Here is a 20586-nt window from a genome sequence, read left to right as displayed (position 1 = left end):
GGTCCCGCCGCGTCCGCCGCCGGGTCAGGCCTCCGGACGGTCGCGGGCCGCGTGGCAGCCGGCGAGGTGGTCGTCGACCATGCCGGTGGCCTGCATCAGCGCGTAGGCCGTGGTCGGGCCCACGAAGCGGAAGCCGCTCTTCTTGAGCGCCTTGGCCATCGCGGTCGACTCCGGGGTCAGCGCCGGCACCTCGGCGAACGACCGCGGCCGGGCCGCCCGCGGCGGCGGCGCGTAGGACCAGAGCAGCGCCGAGAGGCCGTCGGGCAGCGCCAGGGCCGCCCGCGCGTTGGCGATGGCCGCCTCGACCTTGGCCCGGTTGCGGACGATCCCCGCGTCGGCCAGCAGGCGGGCCACGTCGGCCTCGCCGTAGCCGGCGACCTTGTCGATGCGGAACTCGTCGAAGGCGAGCCGGAACGCGGGCCGCTTGCGCAGGATGGTCAGCCAGGACAGGCCGGACTGGAACGCCTCCAGCGTCAGCCGCTCGTAGAGCGCGTCGTCGCCGCGCAGCGGCCGGCCCCACTCCTCGTCGTGGTAGACGGCGTAGTCCGGGGTGCTCGCCCCCCAGGCGCAGCGGGGCAGCCCGTCGGCGCCGGTCACCAGGTCAGTCACGCCGTACACAGTAGGCCAGCCCACCGACAGCGGGCGGCGACAGTCAGGGCAGCCGGCCCTGCTCGACCAGCCGGGCGAACTTCTTCAACGCCTGGGTCAGGCTGAACTTCGAGCCGGGCCAGAGCACCGGCCAGGCCACCCGGCCGGCCGGCCCGCCCGGCAGGTGGAACCACTCGTGCCAGACCACCTGGGTCCGGTCCCGTTCCATGGGGGTGCAGCGCAGCACACCGGGCCCGCGGAGCAGCTTGCCGCAGTGCACCACGCCGACCTCGTACGGCGCGTCCACCCGGACCACCCGCATCTCGTCGCGGAGCACGGCCGGGCCGAGCGTGGTGACCGCCTCGACAAGGCTCCCCTCGCCGCCGTCCCCCTCGACGACCCGGACCGTGGTGAGCGGAATCCAGTCGGACTGTCGCTCCCAGGAGGTCAGCGCCGCGAAGACGCGCTCGGCCGGCGCTTCGACGATCACCGATGCGGTGACCTCGGCGGCCCCGGGCTGCGCCGCCTCGGCGAAGCCGGCGCCACCGCCCGCGCCGGTCACGCGGACTCCGAGCGGACAACGGGCCCGCGCTCCCGGTCGGAGTCGGTGCCGGCCTGAGCGGTCCGGCCGTTGCCGTGGGTGGCCTCGGCGGCCGGGGCGGCGTCGCGGGTGGCCTCCGCGGTGGGGTCGCGGTCGGTCGGGGTTGCGGTGGGGTCGGCGGGCGGCCGGAGGCCGACCTCGGGCGGAGTCGCCACCGGGGTCGCCACCGGCGCGACGGGGGCCGGCCCACCGGTGGCCGGCACGGGGGCGGCGGACGGCAGCGTGGCCACGTCCTCGACGGCGGCGGCGGCCGGGGCCTCCGCCACGCCGGCCTCGGCGGAGACCGGCGTGGCGGAGGCCGGCGGCGGGGTGGGGGCCTCGGCCTCGGAACCGGTCGCGGCGGCCTCCGCGCGGGCCCGGCGCAGCGCGTCGGCCTCCTCGGTCCGGCCCTCGCGGAGGGCGGCGTTCTCGGCCTCCAGCACGCCGATCAGCTCGGTCTTGTAGCCGATGTCGTAGGCGGCCCGGCGCATCGCCGCGTCGACCTGCGCCATCCGGTAGCCGCGCAGCGCGGTGTCGAAGCGCACCTCGGCGACGTCCGACTCGTCCAGCGGGCGGCTGCCCGGCAGGGGCACGGCCCGGCCGTCCGGCTCGGCGGGCGCCAGGCCCGGATCCCGCCCGGAGACCAGCACCGTCACCCCGAACACCACCGCCGCCACGGTCAGCGCGACGACCAAGAGGAGCAGAACCTCACCCATGGGGAGATCGTGGCATGCGGGCGGGGATCGGGCGAGCCCTCCGCCGCCTCCGATCGGAATCGCCGGCGCCCGGCTCCTGCGGGCGGGGAGGGGACGGTGACGCCGCCCGGCCCGGGCCGGGCGGGACCGGATAGCGTCGGGAGCGACCAGTGGAAGATCGGCGAGGAGGCGGGCATGACCGGGGCGCTGCGGCTCGGCGGGCGGACCTTCTCCCCCGGCGACCTCGTCGTGATGGCGATCGTCAACCGCACGCCGGACTCGTTCTTCGACCGGGGCGCCACCTTCGCCCAGGACAGCGCGCTGCGCGCCGTCGAGCGGGCGGTGACCGAGGGCGCGGAGATCATCGACATCGGCGGGGTGAAGGCCGGGCCGGGTGACGAGGTCGACGTCTCCGAGGAGATCCGCCGCACGGTGGACACCATCGCCGCGGTCCGGGCCGCCTTCCCGGACGTGGTCATCTCGATCGACACCTGGCGCGCCGAGGTCGCCGTGGAGGCGGTGGAGGCCGGCGCCGACCTGCTCAACGACACCTGGTCGGGGGCGGATCCCGCGCTGGCCCGGGTCGCCGCGGCGACCGGCGCCGGGCTGGTCTGCTCGCACGCCGGTGGGCTCGCCCCGCGGACCCGGCCGCACCGGGCCGCGTTCGACGACGTGGTGGCCGACGTGGTCGGGACGGTCACCGGCCTGGCCGAGCGGGCGGCGGGCCTCGGCGTACGGCGGGACGGGATCCTGATCGACCCGGCGCACGACTTCGGCAAGAACACCCGGCACTCGTTGGAGATCACCCGGCGGCTCGGCGAGCTGGCGGCCACCGGCTGGCCGCTGCTGGTGGCCCTGTCGAACAAGGACTTCATCGGCGAGACGCTGGACCTGCCGGTGCCCGACCGGCTGGAGGGCACCCTGGCGGCCACCGCCGTCTCGGCCTGGCTCGGCGCCCGGGTGTTCCGCGCCCACCAGGTCCGCGAGACCCGCCGGGTGCTGGACATGGTGGCGTCGATCCGGGGGGACCGGCCACCGGCCCTGACCCGGCGCGGGCTGGCCTGACCGGGGTCAGGTCCAGCGGAGGATGTTCCGGCGCCAGGCGTAGAGGATGCCGAGCGCCACCACGGCGACGAAGACGCCCATCTCCACCACGGTGGTCACGCCGAACCCGGGCCGGTCGAAGACCAGCGCCCACGGGAAGAGGAAGACCGCCTCCACGGCGAAGAGCACGTACAGGTAGGCGTAGACGTAGTAGCGGATCTGCATCTGCGCCCAGTCGCCGCCGACGGGGTCGAGACCGCACTCATAGGTGGCCCGCTTGCCCCACGGATCAGCCGGACGGCCAGGACGTAACACCCGATTGGCCGAGAACGCCGTAACGAAGAAGAGCACGGCGGCAAGGAGCAGGAGACCGAGCGTGGCGTACGAGCCGAGGTAACCGGTCACGGTCGGGAGCCTACCGGGCGGGCCGTCGGGCCGCCTCGAACCCGTTACGGATTTGTTTCCTCGCGGTACTAGTGCACCAAGGCAACTGTTGCCAAATAATGAGAGCTCACTGAGCGTCACGGAGGACAGATGCCCCGCCCCCGCGTACGGCCTGCTCGGCGCGCCGCGCTCAGAGGCACCCCCGCGCTGCTCGTGCCCGCGCTGCTCGCCGGGATCGTGGCGGCCGTCGCGGTGGGGCCGGCCTGGGCGGCGGCCTCGCCGACCGTGACCGCCGCGGTCCGGGCGGCCGATCCGGGTGACCCGGGTGAGCCGGGCGGCGAGCCCGGCGATCCGACCGAGGCCACGCCCACCGTGACCCCCACGACGACGGGGCCGGCGCCCACCAGCCCGCCGCCGACGGAGGAGGTGCCGTCGACCACGCCGGCGGCACCGACCAGCACCCCGCCGGCGCCGACGACCACGGCCCCGGAACCGGCGCCCACCACCACGGCGCCCACCACCACGCCGCCGCCCCCGCCGGCCGGGCCGCCGCCCGTTGTCGCCCCGCCCCCGCCGGGCCAGCCGGCGGGCAGCCCGCTCGGCGTGCGGGTCACCACCGACGACGTCGTGCTGACCCCCGCCTACTGGAACGCGGACAGCACGGTGACCACGCTGCGGGTGACGGTGACCAACACCGGTGGCCGGCCGGAGCTGATCCGCCTCGGCTACACCCTGCCGCCCGGGCTGACCGACGCCGGCACCCCGGGCTGCGCCTCGGCCGGCGGCGGCAGCCACCGCTGCGGCGGGTGGGCCACCGCCCCGGGGGACCGGTTCCGCGCCGCCATCCGCGTCCGGGTCGCCGGCACGGCCTGGCGGTCCATGCCGCTGAGCGGGTCGGTCCAGGTCACCGCCACCGCGCCCGGGGTGGCCGGCACGGCCGGCGACGACGAGGGCTTCGCCGTCCTCTTCCCGCCCGGGCCGCCGGTGCCCGGCATCTCGCTCCGTGCCGACGAGGTGCTCTTCGACATCAGCGGCGCGCCGAGCACCCTGGGCGTACGCCTCGGCAACACCGGCAAGGTCGACGCCTCCGGCCGGGTCGACGTGGTCCTCCCCGCGGGGGTGACGGTCACCGATCCGCCGGCCGGCTGCGCCGCGGCGGGCCCCGACCGGACCCGGTGCGAGCTGGGCACCGTCCCCGCCGGCCGGACCGTCGACCTGCGCCTGCCGGTGACCGCCTCGACGGAGGCCCAGCGCCGGGCCCCGCTGGCCGGCGCCGCCGTCGGGCGGCTGGATCCGCGCAGCGGGCGCGACCGGCAGGTGCAGATGAGCTTCCGGATCACCGCCGCGGCCGCGCTGGCCACCCCGGCGGTCGTGACGCCCGCCCCGACCGGTTCGCAGGGCGTGGTGGCCGCCGCCGCGCCGGCCGCCGACGACGACGCCACCTCGATGCACGGGACGGCGGTGGCCCTCATCGGCGTCTCCGGCCTGCTGGTGGTGCTCGCGCTGGCCCTGGCGACCACCTCGCTGCGCCGCCGCACGGGAGCCGCCACCGCGGAGCCGGTCGCCCGCCCTGCCGAGGAGTGAGTTGCGGATGCGTCCGGCTGGTTGCGGTGATCTGAATTACGGGCTGCGGTACTAAACACCGCAAAGCCGGGCATACACCGGCCCGATCAGGTCCCATACGTCGGACCTCCACCAAGGTTGCCCTAAGGGACCGACGTAGGCTCTGACGTGAGAGATGAAGCGGGTCGGACCAATCGACGGACGGCCGGCGGCAGCAGCGCGTCTAGGAGGGCACGTGGCCGGGCAAGGCGGGGTCTCCATCATGTTCAGCCGCCCGTGCGACGGCGCTCAGCGAAGCGAGGTGCGGGCGTGACCAAGCAGATCCGTCAACTCGACCGGGTGGTCATCCGGTTCGCCGGCGACTCGGGCGACGGCATGCAGCTCACCGGTGACCGGTTCACCTCGGAGACGGCCCAGTTGGGCAACGACATCTCCACGCTGCCCAACTTCCCGGCCGAGATCCGGGCCCCCGCCGGCACCCTGCCGGGCGTGTCGAGCTTCCAGGTGCACTTCGCCGACTACGACATCCTCACCCCCGGCGACGCACCGAACGTGCTGGTGGCGATGAACCCGGCCGCGCTCAAGGCCAACCTGACCGACCTGCCGCGCGGGGCGGACATCATCGTCAACACCGACGAGTTCACCCGGCGCAACCTGGCCAAGGTGGGCTACGCGACCAGCCCGCTCGACGACGACTCCCTCGCCGGCTACGTGGTGCACCCGGTCGCCCTGACCTCGATGACGGTCGGCGCGCTGGCCGAGCAGGAGGTGTCCAAGAAGGACGCCGAGCGGGCCAAGAACATGTTCGCGCTCGGCCTGCTGAGCTGGATGTACTCGCGCCCGTACGAGTCGACGCTGCGGTTCCTGGAGCGCAAGTTCGCGGCCCGCCCCGAGCTGGTCGCGGCGAACGTGGCCGCCTTCCGGGCCGGCTGGAACTTCGGCGAGACCACCGAGGACTTCTCCGTCCGCTACGAGGTCAAGCCCGCGAAGATGCTGCCGGGCACCTACCGGAACATCACCGGCAACGCGGCGCTGTCGCTGGGCCTGGTGGCCGCCGGAGTCCGCTCCGGGCTGCCGGTCTTCCTGGGCGCGTACCCGATCACGCCGGCCTCGGACATCCTGCACGAGCTGAGCAAGCACAAGAAGCTCGGCGTGGTCACCATGCAGGCCGAGGACGAGATCGCCGCCGTCGGCGCGGCGCTGGGCGCCTCGTACGGCGGCTCGCTCGGCGTCACCACCACGAGCGGTCCGGGCGTGGCACTGAAGAGCGAGACGATCTCGCTGGCCGTGGCGCTGGAGCTGCCGCTCGTCATCGTCGACGTGCAGCGCGCCGGGCCGTCCACCGGCATGCCCACCAAGACCGAGCAGGCCGACCTCAACATGGCCCTGTACGGCCGGCACGGCGAGGCCCCGGTCGCGGTGATCGCGCCCAAGTCGCCCGCGGACTGCTTCCACGCGGCCCTGGAGGCCGCCCGGATCGCGCTGACCTACCGCACCCCGGTGCTCCTGCTGTCCGACAACTACGTGGCCAACGGCTCCGAGCCGTGGCTGCTGCCGGACGTGGAGAGCCTGCCCGACCTGCGGGTCGAGTTCGCCAGCCGGCCCAACGGCGAGGACGGCGCCACCTTCCTGCCGTACCTGCGGGACCCGGAGACCCTGGCCCGACCGTGGGCCATCCCGGGCACCCCGGGGCTGGAACACCGGATCGGCGGCCTGGAGAAGGCCGACAAGACCGGCGACATCTCGTACGACCCGGCGAACCACGACTTCATGGTGCGCACCCGGGCGGCCCGGATCGAGACCATCCCGGTGCCGGACGTCGAGGTGGAGGACCCGGACGGCGACGCCCGGGTGCTGGTGCTCGGCTGGGGCTCGACGTACGGCCCGATCGGGGCGGCCTGCCGGGGCCTGCGGCAGCGCGGGCTCGCCGTCGCCCAGGCGCACCTGCGTCACCTGGCCCCGATGCCGGCCAACCTCGGCGAGGTGCTGCGCGCGTACGACCGGGTGGTCATCCCCGAGATGAACCTCGGCCAGCTCGCCCACGTGATCCGGGCGAAGTACCTGGTCGACGCGATCGGCTACAACCAGGTCCGCGGCCTGCCGTTCACGGCCGCCGAGCTGGAGACGATGCTGGAAGAGGTCCTGAAGAATGTCTGAGCCCGTCGCCCTCAAGCTCACCGCCAAGGACTTCAAGTCCGACCAGGAGGTGCGCTGGTGCCCCGGCTGCGGCGACTACGCCATCCTGGCGGCCGTCCAGGGCTTCATGCCGGAGCTGAACATCCCCCGGGAGAACGTCGTCTTCATCTCGGGCATCGGCTGCTCGTCCCGCTTCCCGTACTACATGAACACCTACGGGATGCACTCGATCCACGGCCGCGCCCCGGCGATCGCCACCGGCCTGTCGGTGAGCCGGCCGGACCTGTCGGTCTGGGTGGTCACGGGTGACGGCGACGCGCTCTCCATCGGGGGCAACCACCTGATCCACGCGCTGCGCCGCAACGTCAACCTCAAGATCCTGCTGTTCAACAACCGGATCTACGGCCTGACGAAGGGGCAGTACTCGCCGACCTCCGAGATCGGCAAGGTCACCAAGTCGACGCCGGTCGGCTCGGCGGACTCCCCGTTCAACCCGCTGTCGCTGGCGCTCGGCGCGGAGGCCACCTTCGTGGCCCGGACCATCGACTCGGACCGCAAGCACCTGCAGTCGGTGCTGCGGGCCGCCGCCGCGCACGAGGGCTCCGCGTTCGTGGAGATCTACCAGAACTGCAACATCTTCAACGACGGGGCGTTCGACCCGCTCAAGGAGCCGGCCACCCGGGACGACTTCCTGATCCGGCTGGAGCACGGGCAGCCGATCACCTTCGGCAAGGACGGCCAGTTCTGCGTCGTCCACCCGCCGGGCGGCTTCGGGCTGGAGGTCCGGGAGACGGCGGCCACCCCGGCGGAGGAGATCGTGGTGCACGACGCGGGGGTCGCCGACCCGGCGTACGCCTTCGCGCTGTCCCGGCTGCCCGGGCTGGACCTGCGGAACACCCCGATCGGCGTGTTCCGCTCGGTGAACCGCTCCTCCTACGACCGCGTGGTGCAGGAGCAGGTGGCGGCGGCGAAGGCCGGCGTCGACCAGACCCCCGAGCAGCAGCTCGCCGGGTTGCTGTCGGCCGGCGACACCTGGACGATCCTCTGACGCGTCCCTGACGAGGACCGCAAGGGCGGGCCGTTCCCCGAGGGGAGGGCCCGCCCTTTTTCGTCGTCGGGTCAGGCCACCGCGGAGGCCGGCACCCACAGCTCGTCGATGGTCCGCTCGGCCGCCGCGAGGCTCTGCTCGTGCAGCGGGATCAGCTCGGCCATGGCCGGGGTGACCGGCGCCAGGGTCAGCTCGGCCGAGATGAAGCGCGGGTCCAGGCCGGTCATCGACAGGCCGTGCGGCAGCCAGGGCTCGGCGTGGTCCCAGCCCTCGCGCGGCGTGCCCGGGCCGTAGCCGCCACCCCGGGTGCCCAGCACGATGAACTCGCGCCCACCGAGCAGGCCGGCCCCGGTGGCCGGGTCGTACGCGATGCCGGGCGCGATGAGGTGGTCGACCCAGGTCTTCACGCTGCTCGGCGCGCCGTAGTTGTAGAGCGGGAGGCCGAGCAGGATCGTGTCGGCCCGCTTCACCTCGTCCACCAGCCGCTCGCTGAGCTGCCAGGACGCGCGCTGCGCCGGGGTGTGCTGCTCCGCCGGCACCATCCGCGCCAGGCCGCTGGCCTCGTCCAGGTGTGGCAGCGGCTCCCGGCCGAGGTCGCGGTGGGTGACGGTGCCGCCCGGGTGGGCGGCGCGCCACGCGGCGGCGGCCCGGGCGGTGAGCCGCCGGCTGACCGAGTGCTCACCCCGGATGCTGGAGTCGATGTACAGCAGGTGTGCCATTTGGTTAACCCTCCACGGATCGTTTGTGTAGCGCCAACCATTTATAGCAGGCCGATGTTCCACGCCGTGCGTAAACTGGGTCACATGCCAGCCCTGCCCGTCGAGGAGTCGGAGCACCGCTCCGGGCCGCTGCTCGACCATCTGGCCCGGCGGATGCGGCTGCGCTCCGAGTCGGTGCTGGCGCCCCTCGGCCTGCGCCCCCGGCACCTCGTCGCGCTCACCGTGCTGCGGGAGTCGGGCGGCATCAGCCAGCAGGCGCTGGCCGGCACGCTGCAGATCGACGGCACCAACGTGGTCGGGCTGCTCAACGACCTGGAGGCGGAGAGCCTGGTCGAGCGGCGACGGTCACCCGAGGACCGCCGCCGTCACGTGGTCAGCCTCACCACGGCCGGCGCGAAGCGGCTCCGCGAGGCCGAATGCGCCCTCGCCGGGGTCGAGGACGAGGTGCTCGGCGCGCTGCAGCCGGCCGAGCGGGACACCCTCTACGACCTGCTCCGCCGGGCGACCAGCGGCCGCCAGGTGATCTGCGCCGGGGAGTCCGGCGACGAGCCGGACGTCGCCTGCTGACCGCCGGGCCGGCGGGCGGGTCGGGGGAAGGTCAGACCGTCGCGGCGGACTGCGGCCGGTCGTCGCGGACGTGGACCAGCATGTCGCCGGTCTCGATCACCGCGCCGGCCCTGTCGTTCAGCGTGACCACCTTGCCTCGGCGGACCAGGGCGATGACAAGCGACTCCAGCTCCCGGGGCGAGCGGCCCACCTCGCTGCGCTCGGCGGAGCGCATGGCCAGCGCCATGCCCTGACCGGGGGTGAGCAGGTCCTCCACCACGTCGATCAGCGGCGGGGCGGAGGTCGACAGGCCGAGCAGGCGGCCGGCGGTCGCCGAGGAGACGATCACGTGGTGCGCCCCGCTCTGCTTGAGCAGCGGCGCGTTCTCCGCCTCCCGGACCGCCGCGATGATCCGCACCTGACCGGCGGTGAGCTGCCGGACGGTCAGCGCCACCAGCACCGAGGCGTCGTCGCTGTCGGTCGCGATGATGACCGCCTTGGCGGTGCGGACGTGCGCCTCCTCCAGCACCGACGAGCGGGTGGCGGAGCCCTCGATGGCGACCAGCCCGGCCGAGGTGGCCTGCCGCAGCGCGGGGCCGCTCCGCTCGACCACCACGATCTTGGACTTGTCCAGACCGTTCTCCAGCAGCGCGGTGACGGCGCTGCGGCCCTTGGTGCCGTAGCCGCAGATGATGACGTGGTCCTTCACGATTTTCCTCCACCGCGTCAGGCGACGGCCGGTCCGGTACTGCTCGGTCAGGACTTCCAGGGTGGTGCCGACCAGGATGATCAGGAAGAGCACCCGGGCGGGGGTGACGAACAGGACGTTCACGAGTCGCGCCGAGGACGCGGCCGGGGTGATGTCGCCGTAGCCCGTGGTGGAGAGCGAGACCACCGCGTAGTAGAAGCAGTCGAGGAGGGTGAGGCCGTCCTCGTTGACGTCGCGGTAGCCGTCGCGGTCGATCCAGACCGCCGCCACCACGGCCAGGACCAGGCCCAGGGCGGCGAGCAGGCGCAGGCTCAGCGCGCTCAGCGGCCCCCGCCGTTGCGCGGGAAAATGGATCACCGTCGGCCCTGCTCCGCCACCGTCGCCTGCACGCCCACAACATAGCGGGTACGCCGGGATCCGGCCGGCCGGGGCAAGGTGCCGGCCTGGCCGGGCCCGTGTCCGTCGCCGGGACGGGGCATGATGGGGACGTCCGGGGGACGACGACCGCGAGGAGGCCCGCATGTCGTTGCTGCGACGGGTGATCGGTGGGGTGCTCCGCCGGGTACGCCTGCGTCAGGGCCGCACCCTGCGCGAGGTGGCGCTGGCGGCCGGCGTCTCCCTGCCCTACCTCTCCGAGGTGGAACGCGGCCGCAAGGAGGCGTCCTCCGAGGTGCTGGCGGCGATCTGCCGGGCGCTCGGCATCCACCTGTCGGACCTGCTCGAGGAGGCCCGCGACGAGCTGCGCCGGGTCGAGCGGCGGGCGCCGGTGACCTCCGGGGTGACGCTCGCCCGGCTGGACCGGGTGCCGGCCACCCGGACGGGGCCGCAGCTACGCGCCGGCGGGCCACGGCTGCACGCCACCCGGCGGCCGGTCGCCCCGACCCCCCTGCTCGGTGGGGTGTTGCGGCCGGCGGGCACCGGGCCCGCGCCGGTCGGCCCGGAGCTCGGGTACGCCTCCCCCACCGCGTTCGGCACCGGCACAAGGATCTGGCTGATCCCCTCCGCGCCGGCCGCCCGCCACCGTCCGCGTACCTCCGTCACGCTGGCCCGGCGGCGGGCCCGGGCCGGCCGGCGGCGGCTGACCGCCGCCTAGGTTCTGCCCAGGGCGGATCTGCCCCGGGCAGAAACCCTGGGCCCCGGGGTGCCGGCCGCCGGAGGCTGGAGACCGCCGGTTGCCGGGCGGTCCCTCGCCCACCGGCGGCACGGAGGTGGTCAGGTCATGGCATACGGCATCTGGATGCTGGACGAGGGGCAACCGACCCTCGGCGACCGGGTCTTCGAGAAGCTGCTCAAGGAGCGGATCATCTTCCTCGGCACCGAGGTCACCGACGCCTCGGCCAACCAGATCTGCGCGCAGATCCTGCTGCTGGCCGCCGAGGACCCGGAGCGGGACATCTTCCTCTACATCAACTCCCCGGGCGGCTCGGTCAGCGCCGGGATGGCCGTCTACGACACCATGCGCTACGTCAAGAACGACGTGGCCACGCTGGCCCTCGGGATGGCCGGCTCGATGGGGCAGTTCCTGCTCTGCGCCGGCGCGGCCGGAAAACGGTTCGCGCTGCCGCACTCGCGGGTGATGATGCACCAGCCGTCCGGCGGGATGGGCGGCACGGCCGCCGACATCACCATCCAGGCGGAGAACATGCTGCACGTGAAGCGGACCATGCAGGAGCTCATCGCCCAGCACAGTGGGCACACGCTGGACGAGATCCAGCGCGACTGGGACCGGGACCGCTGGTTCACCGCCGAGCAGGCCCGCGAGTACGGCCTGATCGACCAGGTGGTCACCCGCGCCGAGCAGCTCCCCGCCTGAGCGGGCGGCCGACAACGCGGCCGGCCGGCGGCGGACGCGCCCCCTCGATCGCGTCCGTCGCCCCCGCGCGGGTGGCCGCGGTGCCGCCGGATCGAGCCTATGGGCGGGATTCCCAGCGTGCACGGGACGACGGGTGCAGCGTGTTCCGGCGAATTCTCGTTACATCGCCCGGACGAACACCGGCCGGCCGCGGGGCGCGGCCGGCCGGTGTCCTGATCGGCGGATCAGGGATAGCTGACCACCGGGCTGGTGCCGTACGAGCCGACCACCGGGGTGCCGGCCTCGTTGACGGTGCGCTCGATGCCGCCGCTGCCGTCCAGGAACACGGTGATCGCGTCGTGGAACCGCACGCCGGCCCGGCGCGGCGCCTCGATGGCCCGGTCGCAACGGATGTCCACCTGCTGGTTGAAGTACGAGTAGACCCCCAGCCCCCACGCCTCGTGCTCACGCACGTGGTCGGCGACCTTGTAGGACGCCCAGCCGTTGCCGGTCGGGCTGCGCCAGGCCGCCTGGCTCGGCGGGTCGTAGGGCAGCTCGCTCTGATGAAGACGGTCCGGCCGCGCTCGCCGTTCCAGATGGTCTGCCAGCGCTGGTAGTGCTCGACGAAGAGCCCGTACGCGGTCACGTCGTCGCCGTTGACCACCACGCCGGTGGCGGCCGTGTTGACGGTCCAGCCGATGGTGCCGGCCTTGCCGTGGTCGCCGCGCCAGGCCCAGATGTTGTCGATGAGGGTGTGCCGGCTGTTCACCACGAGGCTGGTCACCGCCCGGCCCGCGTACGGGCCGCCGATGCGGAAGAAGACGTCCTGGAGCGAGATCGGGTTGCCGGCGTGCGACCGGTGGCTGTGCCGCTTGCCGACCTCGACGAGCACCTCCGACTCGACCGGCCCGGCGTCGACCAGCACCCCGGCGATCCGGACGCCGTCCACGTCTTCGATCCGGAGGGCGGCGTCGCCGGTGGTCGGGGCGAGGCTCGGCATGCCGAGGCCGAGCACGACGGTGTCCGGGTGCTTGACCCGCAGCGCCCGGTCCAGGTGGTAGACGCCCGGGGTGAGCAGCAGGTGCCGCCCCCGCGAGAGTTCCTGGTTGATCCGCTTGGCCGAGTCGGTGGGCCGGGCGATGAAGAAGTCGGACAGCGGCAGCGAGGGCACCGGCGGGGCGCCGGCGGCCCAGGTGGTGCCGGCGGTGTCGCGGCGCAGCCGGGGAACGGCCACCCGCCAGCGGCCCGCGCCGTCCACGAAGAGGTACGGCTTCTCCCGGGTCACCGGGCTGGTCGGCAGCGTCGTGTAGGGCGGGTCCGGGAAGCCCTGCGCGGGCGCGCCGACGACGCCGGAGAAGACCTGGTTCCAGACCCCGTTGGTCCAGTCGCCGCCGAGTTCGCTGTCCCGGGTCAGCCACTGCTGCTGGGAGCCGTTGATGGTGATGCCGTCCACCTTGGAGTCGGCGATGTAGCCGCCGCTGGAGTAGCCGCCGTTGCCGGGTTCCAGCCAGAGGATGCCCTTGATGTGCACCCGGCGCATCGGGGAGGCCTGGGAGACCGCCCACTGGTTCGACCAGTCGGTCGGGGTGACGGCGAGGTTCTCGGCCGAGCGCCAGAAGTTGGTCAGCGCGGAGATGCCGGCCGGGGAGTTCGGGTCGGGCTGGCCGATCACCCGCACCGCGCCGTGGATCTCCACGTCGTCGGGGTGCGCGCCGACGCCGGCCACGGTCGTGTAGTAGCCGAGCCGGGCGTTCACCTCGTACCGGCCGGGCTTGAACAGCACGGCGTACCGGTCGAGGCCCATCTCGTTGTGCTCCTGGGCGGCGAAGAGCTGGTCCAGGGTGGACTGGATCTCCTCGACCGGGGTGGTCGGGTCGTACACGAAGACGTTGGGGCCGAAGTCGGGCTCGGCGCCGTCGCCGTGGCCGTGGCCGGCCGGGGACGCGGCGGCGGGCACGGCCGGGAGCCCGAGGGCGGTGACCGACGCCGCCGAGGCGGCGGTGAGGGCGAGGAAGCGGCGGCGGGAGGGGTCGAGTGGTCTCATCTGCCTGCCTGTTCGGTGATGGGGGAAGGAGAGCGCTCTCTGCGCGTTCCTACCGCATCGACACCGATCCCGCCAGACTCGGCCCCGGTTCCGGAACTAGGCCCGCGCGTCGTAGCGGGCCCGGGCGGCCTCCACCTCCCTCAGGTGGGTGGTGGCCCACGCCTCCAGGCCGGCGACCAGGTCGAGCAGGCTGCGGCCGAGGCCGGTGAGCGCGTAGTCGACCCGCGGCGGCACGCTCGCGTGCACGGTGCGGGTGACGATGCCGTCGCGCTCCAGGCCGCGCAGGGTCTGGGTGAGCATCTTCTGGCTGATCCCGTCGATCCGCTCGGCCAGCTCGCCGTAGCGCTTGTCGCCGCCGGCGAGGGTGAGCACGACAAGCACGCTCCAGCGGTCGCCGATCCGGTCCAGGACCTTCCGGCTGCCGCAGTTCCGGTTGAACGGGTCCGCCTGCACGTGGTCACTCTCTTTCAGTGCGTACCGAACTTGAAGGTGCCTACTCTCCAACGGGAAGTGTCGGGGAGTTGTTCCCGTTGGCCAGGGAAGACAGCTGACGTCGCCACCAAACAGGGAGTGCTCATGTCCATCGTCGTCACCGGCGCCACCGGTCCGCTCGGCCGCCAGATCATCTCCTCGCTGCTCGAGCGGGACGTACCCGCCAACCAGATCGTGGCGGTCGGCCGGGACGTCGGCCGGCTCGCCAGCCTCGCCGAGCTGGGCGTGGTCACCCAGCGGGCCGACTACGACGACCCCGGGTCGCTCCAGGCGGCCTTCGCGGGCGCCGAGAAGCTGATGTTCGTCTCGGGCAGCGAGGTCGGCAAGCGGGTGGTGCAGCACGGCAACGTGGTCACCGCCGCGCGGGAGGCCGGCGTCGGGCTGATCGTCTACACCAGCATCGCGAACGCGGACACATCCACCCTGGCGCTCGCCGCCGAGCACAAGGCGACCGAGCAGCTGATCCGCGACTCCGGCCTGCCGCACGTGTTCCTGCGCAACAGCTGGTACCTGGAGAACTACACGGCCCAGCTCCCCACGTACCTTCAGCACGGGGTGGCGGGCGCGGCGGGTGACGGGCGGGTCAGCGCCGCCACGCGCGCGGACTACGCCGAGGCCGCGGCCGTGGTGCTCACCGCCGAGGGCCAGGCCGGCAAGGTGTACGAGCTGGGCGGCGCGCCGTTCACCCTGACCGAGCTGGCCGCCGAGATCTCCCGGCAGGCCGGCGCGACAATCTCCTACCTCGACCTGCCGGTGGACAAGTACACCGAGCTGCTGGTCGCGGCCGGCCTGCCCGAGGGCTACGCGGCCGTGCTCGCCGACGGCGACCGGGGCCTCGCCCAGGGCGAGCTGGCGGTCGGCGACGACCTGGCCAAGCTGCTCGGCCGCACCCCCACCACGCTCGCCGAAGCGATCCGCGCCGCCCTCTGACGCCCGCCCCTGGCCGCCGCCCCGCCCTCCGGGACGGCGGTCAGGCCGGCTCGGCCCGCAGCTTCACCAGGTCGTCGACGAGGGCCTCCACGTAGTCGGCCGTCTCCTCCCAGCGGGTGACGGCGACACAGCGGATGCCCATGGCCTTCACCGGGTAGTCGTTGCCGCCCACGTCGAGCCGGTCACCGACGAAGAGCACGTTGTCGATCTTCAGGTCCAGGCACTCCAGCAGCTTCCGCATGCCGTACGCCTTGTCGACGCCCTTGCGGGTGACGTCGATCGAGGTCGAGCCGCCGCCCCGGACCTCCAGGTCGGGCAGCTTCGCGGCGACCGCGTCCCGCAGCCGCTTCTTCTTGCTGCCGTCCGGGTCCCAGCCGTACTTCTCCGCCGGCGGCGCGGACTGGCCCAGCGCCGAGAAGGTGATCTGGCTGCCCCGGTCCTCGATGATGTCGCCCCAGGTCTTCGCCTCCCAGAGGTCGAGCGCCTGCGCCGACTCGGTCAGCGCGGCGACGACCCGGGCCTTGTCGGCCTCGGTCAGATCCTCGGCGTAGACCTGCCGCCAGTCGCCGTCCAGCCAGCGGTAGTAGCGGGTGCCGCAGGTCGGCATCAGGTGCAGCCGGCCGCGCTGCTCCTCGGTGAGGTCGAGGTGCGCCAGCATCTGCGCCTGGAACTGCTCGAACCGGCCACCCGAGATGACCAGCACATCCACCTCGGTGAGCAGGTGGCCGAGGAGTTCCGCCATCCGACGATCGATCTGGGACTTGGAAACCGCCAGCGTGTCGTCCAGGTCGAACGCCACCACTCGAAGATCGTTCACGAAGTACCACCATGTCGTCGCGGGCAGGCCAGGACTAGCAGGGTACCGACGTGAGCCACTGCCACCCCGATGGCCCGGGGCTGGCGCCCGGTCGAGGCCGCGGATTTCACCGCGCGGCCCCTCGCACGCAGGTTAACAGCGCGGACCGGTGGAGACCGGCCCGTTCCGGAGGCCGATCATGCCGGCGGGGTCGTCCCGGGCGGGGCTCCGGCCGCGGGGTCGAGCCAGCCGGCCGTGCCGACGCAGGCCTCGTTGCCCTCCGGGTCGGCCAGCACCCAGAACGACGGGGCCTGGGAGTCGTCCACCAGGCGCCCGCCCGCCGCGACGGCCGCCGCGACCCGGGCCTCCGCCCGGTCGTACGGGACCCAGACGTCGACGTGCATCCGGTTGCGCTGCGGTCGCGGGGCGTCCATCTGCTGGAACCAGAACGCCGGGCCGCGCCCCCGCGCGTCGACCAGGTCCTCGGGGCTGCCGGCCCGGTGCTCGTAGCCGAGCAGGGCGCGCCAGAAGGGGGTCACCGCCGGCAGGTCGAGCGCGTCGACGCTGACCTGGACGGACTGCACGGCCGCCGGGTCCGCGGGCAGGCCCAGGTCACGGGCCAGCGCCGAGATCCGCCGGGCCAGGTCGAGGTCGCGGCCGGTCAGACCGTAGTGCTCGGCCGTGCGGGTGACCAGGCGTACGGCCACCCCGTCGCGCCGCAGGTCGACGTCCGGCGAGTGCTCGTCCAGGCCCGGCAGCTCACCGATCGCCGCGGCGAGGCGTACGCCGGCCGCGTACGACCCGGTGCGGAACCACGCGCACGCCCCCTCGCCCAGCACCCGCCAGTCCACCGCCCCCGCGGCCGCATGGAACTCCGCCGCCGTGATCCGCTCGGTCACGTCCACTCCCCTCGTCGTCTCGCCCGAGTCTCCCGCCAGTTCCCGACACCCTCTGTCGTATATGTGCGCGACCATGGTGAGGTGCGCGCGTCGCGGATGATGACCCTGCTGTTGCAGCTCCAGGTGCGGGGCCAGGCCAGTGGCCGGGAGCTGGCCCGGCGGCTGGAGGTCAGCGAGCGCACGGTCCAGCGGGACGTCGAGGCACTCGTCGCCGCCGGCATCCCGATCCGCGCCACCCGGGGGCCGGCGGGCGGCTACCGCCTCGACCGCGGCTACCGGACCCGGCTCAACGGGGTCGGGCTGGACGAGGCCGGCGCCCTCGCGTTCCTGGGTCTCGCCGGCCCGGCCGAGCAGCTCGGCCTGGGCGAACTGCTGGAGGGGGCGCGGACCAAGGTCTGGGCCGGCCTCACCGGCGCGGCGCGGGAACGTGCCGGCCGGACCACCGAGCGGTTCCACCTCGACCCGACCCGCTGGTACGGCGCGCCCGAACCGGTGCCCTGCCTGCCCGACCTCGCCGACGCGCTGTGGCGCGACCACCGCATCCGCATCCGGTACGTCCGGGACGGCCGCCCGGTCACCCGGGAGGTCGATCCACTGGGGCTGGTGCTCGCCGCCGGGGACTGGTACCTCGTGGCGCTGCGGAACGGCCGGCGGCGCACCTACCGGGTCTCCCGGATGCGCGCGGTGGAACTCCTCGACGAGTCGGCGGCGCGCCCGCCCGGCTTCGACCTCGCCGCGGCGTGGGCCGAGTCGCGCCGCGCCCTGGAGGACGAACCCGTCGCCGTCGAGGTCACCGTACGCGTCGCCGCGGCGGCGCTGCCCCGCCTGCGCCGCCTGGTGCCGGTCGCCGGCAAGGACCGGGTGCCCGTCACCGCGACCGGCGAGATCGTGCTGACCGTGCCGTTCGAGAACCTCGGCTGGGCGCGGTCGGCCCTGCTCGGCCTGGGCTCGGCGGTCGAGGTGCTGGCCCCCGCCGAGCTGCGTACGCAGGTGGCCGACGAGCTGCGCGCGGCCGCCGCCCGGTACACACCCGGAAAACCCGGTGGACAGCGCCCGCATCGATGACGATGGTGGGCACCATGCGCCAGGAGGAGATCTGGGACGCCGAGACGGCCCAGCGCTACGACACACCGGGCACCGGGATGTTCGCGCCGGACGTCCTCGGGCCCACGGTGGACCGCCTCGCCGCCCTCGCGGATGGCGGACGCGCCCTGGAGTTCGCCGTCGGCACCGGCCGGGTGGCCGTCCCGCTGGCCGAACGCGGCGTGCCGGTCACCGGGATCGAGCTGTCCGCACCGATGGTCGCGCAGCTCCGGACGAAGGCCGACGAGGCCACGATCCCGGTGGTCGTCGGCGACATGGCGACGGTCACGGCACCCGGCACGTTCACCCTCGTCTACCTGGTCTACAACACCATCTCCAACCTGCTCGACCAGGCGGAGCAGGTGGCCTGCTTCCGCAACGCGGCCCGGCACCTCGGCCCCGGCGGGCGGTTCGCCATCGAGCTGTGGGTGCCCGAGCTGCGCAAGCTGCCCCCCGGCCAGCAGGCGACGGTGTGGCGCGCCGAGCCCGGCTACATCGGCCTGGACACCTACGACGTGCTACGCCAGCAGGTCGTGTCGCACCACTTCCAGTTCGGCGAGGGCCGCGAGGCGCGGGTGTTCCGCAGCCCGCACCGATACATCTGGCCCGCCGAGCTGGACCTCATGGGCCAGCTGGCCGGCTTCGAGCTGGAGTCCAGGCACGCCGACTGGTCCGGGGCCGAGTTCACGGCCGAGTCCCGATCCCACGTCTCCGTGTACCGCCTGCCCCGTTGACCCGCCGGGCCGGGACAGCATTGCGGCGGGTCACCAGCCGGTGCCGATAGGGCCGCAGGGCGAGGCGGGCGACAAGGACGCCGCTCACACCCACCCGTTGCGACTCGCCTGCACACCCGCCTGGAAGCGGCTCGCGGCGTTCAGCCGCTCGGTCAGCGAAGTCATCATCCGCTGGACGCTCCGTAGCGAGATCGCCATCTTCCGTGCCGCCGATTCGTCGGTGTGGCCGCCCGCGAGGAGCCGAAGGAGAGCATTCTCCTGCGGGGAGAGGCCACGCTCGTCGAGCGCGCCCTGTTCACCGAAGGGTGTCGCGCTCTGCCAGACCTGTTCGAACAGGGCCACCAGCCCGGCGATGACGCCGGGACTGTGCAACTCCAACGCCCCGCGCCGCGAGTCCTCCGGGTCGATGGGAACGAGCGCGGTCTTCCGGTCGACGATCACCAGGCGCATGGGCAGCGTCGGCGCGGTGCGGGACTGGCCGCCCGTGCTCGCCATCCACCGGGCGTGCGCCAGGGTCGCCGGGTCGTTACGGAAGCTCTCCTGGTAGACGTTGCGGATCACCACGCCGCGCTGCAGCGCGACCTGGTTGAGCGGCCCTTCCGCCTGCATGGTGTCCGGGCTCTGGGCGCGCCCCGTGGTGAAGGAGAGGCACTCGTCGCGCGCGGAGTGGGCCAGTTCGGCCAGGCGCTCCCGAACGCTGTCGACGCCCTCCAGGATCCGGCCCTCGCCGGCCCGGTTGCGGTCGTCGTGGGCGCTGGCGATGGCGACGATCGCGGCCCTTGTCGCCTCGACCTGCCGCTGCCGGACCGCGACATCCGCCTCCACCTTGGCCAGCAGCGCCATCAACCCCGCCTGCGGCCGCATGGCCCGGACCTGATCGCCCCGGTCGTCCAGTCGCACCAACGCGAGATCGGCCAACACGTCCAGAGCCTCGCGGACCTGGTCCGGCGAGACGGCCAGGCATTCGGCCAGGCCTGCGACGTTCAGGTCGGGACGCTGCAGCATGGTGCGGTAGACCATCTCGTGCTGCGCGGACAGCCCCAGTAGATCGAACATCGTCCCTCCCCGTGTGAGACCGACGCCGACATTGTGCCGTGGGCCCGCCGATCGCGTGGCCCCCCATTGACGCTGGCGTGATCCCGCCAGGCGGTCTCACGCCCGCCGCGAACCGGTGACAACGGCATCCGGACCGGCGATGCTTTTCTCAGCGCGACGGAAACCACAAAGTCTCGCAAATCTCGCTCCAATCAAATCCTTCGGGGAGGATCGATCACCATGCCCGCGTACGCCAATTTTGCCTGCCGGCTGACCACACTCGCCGTCGCCGCACTGGCAATTGCCACCGCATTGTTCGCGGGCCAGGAAACAATTTCGGTCGCCGCCGAGGGATTCGGCTGGGGAACCGCTCCGGCGACCCAGGTGCTTGCCGAGGGATTCGGCTGGGGCACGCCGGCGCCGACGAGCCCGGGGACGTGGGCGTGATGGTGGCCGCGCATCTCCGCATCACGCCGCTCGACTCGGCGATCACCCTCGCCCCGCAGGTCCTGCGGGACCTCATCTACGCGCATGCGGTACCGACGGACGGCATGGAGCACGTCCGCGTACGTGCCGGCCCCCAGGGTGTCGATGTCCTGGCGTTCGTCGACAACGACGACCCGGAAGCGGCCACCGAGATCCTGCACAACGTGGTGCGCGCCGCGATTCGTCAGGAACCCCTGCTCCGCCTGTGGCGGATCATCTGACCCCCCATTCATGCGACAGCTCCACATTCGAAAATGTCACGACGAAACTTTTTGGAGACACG

Annotated in this window: 22 protein-coding genes and 1 pseudogene; 12 read left to right on the top strand and 11 right to left on the bottom strand. The window is 73.4% G+C overall.

The window, feature by feature from the left end:
• Positions 1–24: 24 nt before the first annotated feature.
• The 3 genes and pseudogenes from ACQP12_RS03120 to ACQP12_RS03110 form a co-directional block, all read right to left on the bottom strand.
• Complete coding sequence (locus ACQP12_RS03120) at positions 25–609, bottom strand: DNA-3-methyladenine glycosylase I (protein ID WP_433284872.1); 585 nt, start codon at positions 607–609, stop codon at positions 25–27.
• A 43-nt stretch (positions 610–652) separates the two neighbouring features.
• The gene (locus ACQP12_RS03115; RefSeq protein WP_357940595.1) at positions 653–1150 is read right to left on the bottom strand and encodes an SRPBCC family protein; all 498 of its coding nucleotides are present in this window, start codon (positions 1148–1150) and stop codon (positions 653–655) included.
• A 367-nt stretch (positions 1151–1517) separates the two neighbouring features.
• A pseudogene (locus ACQP12_RS03110) lies at positions 1518–1884 on the bottom strand (DivIVA domain-containing protein); the annotation flags it as partial.
• A gap of 174 nt (positions 1885–2058) precedes the next feature.
• Here ACQP12_RS03110 and folP point away from each other — a divergent pair.
• Positions 2059–2928: a dihydropteroate synthase gene (gene folP / locus ACQP12_RS03105; RefSeq protein ID WP_433284870.1), complete on the top strand. Its 870-nt coding sequence runs from the start codon at positions 2059–2061 to the stop codon at positions 2926–2928.
• 6 nt (positions 2929–2934) lie between these two features.
• On the opposite strand, the gene ndhC is transcribed toward folP, so the two are convergent.
• Complete coding sequence (ndhC, locus tag ACQP12_RS03100) at positions 2935–3312, bottom strand: NADH-quinone oxidoreductase subunit A (protein WP_154229793.1); 378 nt, start codon at positions 3310–3312, stop codon at positions 2935–2937.
• 129 nt (positions 3313–3441) lie between these two features.
• On the opposite strand from ndhC, the gene ACQP12_RS03095 reads away from it, so the two are divergent.
• From ACQP12_RS03095 to ACQP12_RS03085, 3 genes are all read left to right on the top strand, one after another.
• The gene (locus ACQP12_RS03095; RefSeq protein ID WP_433284867.1) at positions 3442–4875 is read left to right on the top strand and encodes a hypothetical protein; all 1434 of its coding nucleotides are present in this window, start codon (positions 3442–3444) and stop codon (positions 4873–4875) included.
• Between the two features lie 288 nt (positions 4876–5163).
• Entirely contained in the window at positions 5164–7011 is a 1848-nt protein-coding gene (locus ACQP12_RS03090; protein ID WP_433284865.1) for a 2-oxoacid:acceptor oxidoreductase subunit alpha, read from the top strand.
• Positions 7004–8038, top strand: a complete 1035-nt coding sequence (locus ACQP12_RS03085) for a 2-oxoacid:ferredoxin oxidoreductase subunit beta (RefSeq protein WP_433284863.1) — start codon at positions 7004–7006, stop codon at positions 8036–8038. The genes ACQP12_RS03090 and ACQP12_RS03085 overlap by 8 nt, the downstream gene beginning before the upstream one ends.
• Positions 8039–8109: 71 nt before the next feature.
• Here ACQP12_RS03085 and ACQP12_RS03080 read toward each other — a convergent pair whose 3' ends face one another.
• Positions 8110–8757, bottom strand: a complete 648-nt coding sequence (locus ACQP12_RS03080; protein WP_433284861.1) for an FMN-dependent NADH-azoreductase — start codon at positions 8755–8757, stop codon at positions 8110–8112.
• 84 nt (positions 8758–8841) lie between these two features.
• Between ACQP12_RS03080 and ACQP12_RS03075 the strand changes: the two genes are divergently transcribed.
• Positions 8842–9324 carry a MarR family winged helix-turn-helix transcriptional regulator gene (locus ACQP12_RS03075; RefSeq protein ID WP_357940580.1) on the top strand — a complete coding sequence of 161 codons (483 nt, stop codon included), beginning with the start codon at positions 8842–8844 and terminating at the stop codon, positions 9322–9324.
• Between the two features lie 31 nt (positions 9325–9355).
• Here ACQP12_RS03075 and ACQP12_RS03070 read toward each other — a convergent pair whose 3' ends face one another.
• Positions 9356–10369 carry a potassium channel family protein gene (locus ACQP12_RS03070; RefSeq protein ID WP_357940578.1) on the bottom strand — a complete coding sequence of 338 codons (1014 nt, stop codon included), beginning with the start codon at positions 10367–10369 and terminating at the stop codon, positions 9356–9358.
• A 163-nt stretch (positions 10370–10532) separates the two neighbouring features.
• Here ACQP12_RS03070 and ACQP12_RS03065 point away from each other — a divergent pair, with 163 nt between their 5' ends.
• Both ACQP12_RS03065 and ACQP12_RS03060 read left to right on the top strand, forming a co-directional pair.
• Positions 10533–11105, top strand: coding sequence for a helix-turn-helix domain-containing protein (locus tag ACQP12_RS03065; protein ID WP_433284858.1), 573 nt, complete (start codon positions 10533–10535; stop codon positions 11103–11105).
• A gap of 126 nt (positions 11106–11231) precedes the next feature.
• Positions 11232–11825, top strand: a complete 594-nt coding sequence (locus ACQP12_RS03060; protein WP_433284856.1) for a ClpP family protease — start codon at positions 11232–11234, stop codon at positions 11823–11825.
• A 97-nt stretch (positions 11826–11922) separates the two neighbouring features.
• Here the strand turns inward: ACQP12_RS03060 and ACQP12_RS03055 are convergent, their stop codons facing one another.
• Complete coding sequence (locus ACQP12_RS03055) at positions 11923–13848, bottom strand: adenylyl cyclase (RefSeq protein ID WP_433284854.1); 1926 nt, start codon at positions 13846–13848, stop codon at positions 11923–11925.
• 96 nt (positions 13849–13944) lie between these two features.
• Positions 13945–14301 carry a winged helix-turn-helix transcriptional regulator gene (locus ACQP12_RS03050; RefSeq protein ID WP_357940571.1) on the bottom strand — a complete coding sequence of 119 codons (357 nt, stop codon included), beginning with the start codon at positions 14299–14301 and terminating at the stop codon, positions 13945–13947.
• 123 nt (positions 14302–14424) lie between these two features.
• Between ACQP12_RS03050 and ACQP12_RS03045 the strand changes: the two genes are divergently transcribed.
• Positions 14425–15270 carry an SDR family oxidoreductase gene (locus ACQP12_RS03045; protein ID WP_433284852.1) on the top strand — a complete coding sequence of 282 codons (846 nt, stop codon included), beginning with the start codon at positions 14425–14427 and terminating at the stop codon, positions 15268–15270.
• Positions 15271–15310: 40 nt separating this feature from the next.
• On the opposite strand, the gene ACQP12_RS03040 is transcribed toward ACQP12_RS03045, so the two are convergent.
• Together ACQP12_RS03040 and ACQP12_RS03035 are read right to left on the bottom strand one after the other, a co-directional pair.
• Positions 15311–16087, bottom strand: a complete 777-nt coding sequence (locus ACQP12_RS03040) for an HAD-IIB family hydrolase (protein WP_433284850.1) — start codon at positions 16085–16087, stop codon at positions 15311–15313.
• A 176-nt stretch (positions 16088–16263) separates the two neighbouring features.
• The gene (locus tag ACQP12_RS03035) at positions 16264–16965 is read right to left on the bottom strand and encodes a VOC family protein (RefSeq protein WP_433284848.1); all 702 of its coding nucleotides are present in this window, start codon (positions 16963–16965) and stop codon (positions 16264–16266) included.
• An 81-nt stretch (positions 16966–17046) separates the two neighbouring features.
• On the opposite strand from ACQP12_RS03035, the gene ACQP12_RS03030 reads away from it, so the two are divergent.
• Positions 17047–18030: a helix-turn-helix transcriptional regulator gene (locus tag ACQP12_RS03030; RefSeq protein ID WP_433284846.1), complete on the top strand. Its 984-nt coding sequence runs from the start codon at positions 17047–17049 to the stop codon at positions 18028–18030.
• A gap of 14 nt (positions 18031–18044) precedes the next feature.
• Positions 18045–18782: a class I SAM-dependent methyltransferase gene (locus ACQP12_RS03025; RefSeq protein ID WP_433284844.1), complete on the top strand. Its 738-nt coding sequence runs from the start codon at positions 18045–18047 to the stop codon at positions 18780–18782.
• An 84-nt stretch (positions 18783–18866) separates the two neighbouring features.
• Here the strand turns inward: ACQP12_RS03025 and ACQP12_RS03020 are convergent, their stop codons facing one another.
• The gene (locus tag ACQP12_RS03020) at positions 18867–19838 is read right to left on the bottom strand and encodes a helix-turn-helix transcriptional regulator (RefSeq protein ID WP_357940557.1); all 972 of its coding nucleotides are present in this window, start codon (positions 19836–19838) and stop codon (positions 18867–18869) included.
• 219 nt (positions 19839–20057) lie between these two features.
• Here ACQP12_RS03020 and ACQP12_RS03015 point away from each other — a divergent pair, with 219 nt between their 5' ends.
• Both ACQP12_RS03015 and ACQP12_RS03010 read left to right on the top strand, forming a co-directional pair.
• Positions 20058–20264 carry a hypothetical protein gene (locus ACQP12_RS03015; RefSeq protein ID WP_433284842.1) on the top strand — a complete coding sequence of 69 codons (207 nt, stop codon included), beginning with the start codon at positions 20058–20060 and terminating at the stop codon, positions 20262–20264.
• The gene (locus tag ACQP12_RS03010; protein WP_433284840.1) at positions 20255–20524 is read left to right on the top strand and encodes a hypothetical protein; all 270 of its coding nucleotides are present in this window, start codon (positions 20255–20257) and stop codon (positions 20522–20524) included. Before ACQP12_RS03015 ends, ACQP12_RS03010 begins: the two co-directional genes overlap by 10 nt.
• Positions 20525–20586: the final 62 nt, after the last annotated feature.

The sequence above is a fragment of the Micromonospora sp. CA-244673 genome (assembly GCF_050948395.1).
Lineage (GTDB): Bacteria > Actinomycetota > Actinomycetes > Mycobacteriales > Micromonosporaceae > Micromonospora.
Note: the sequence above shows the minus strand (reverse complement) of the source record. Positions and strands in the feature narration are given on the sequence as shown.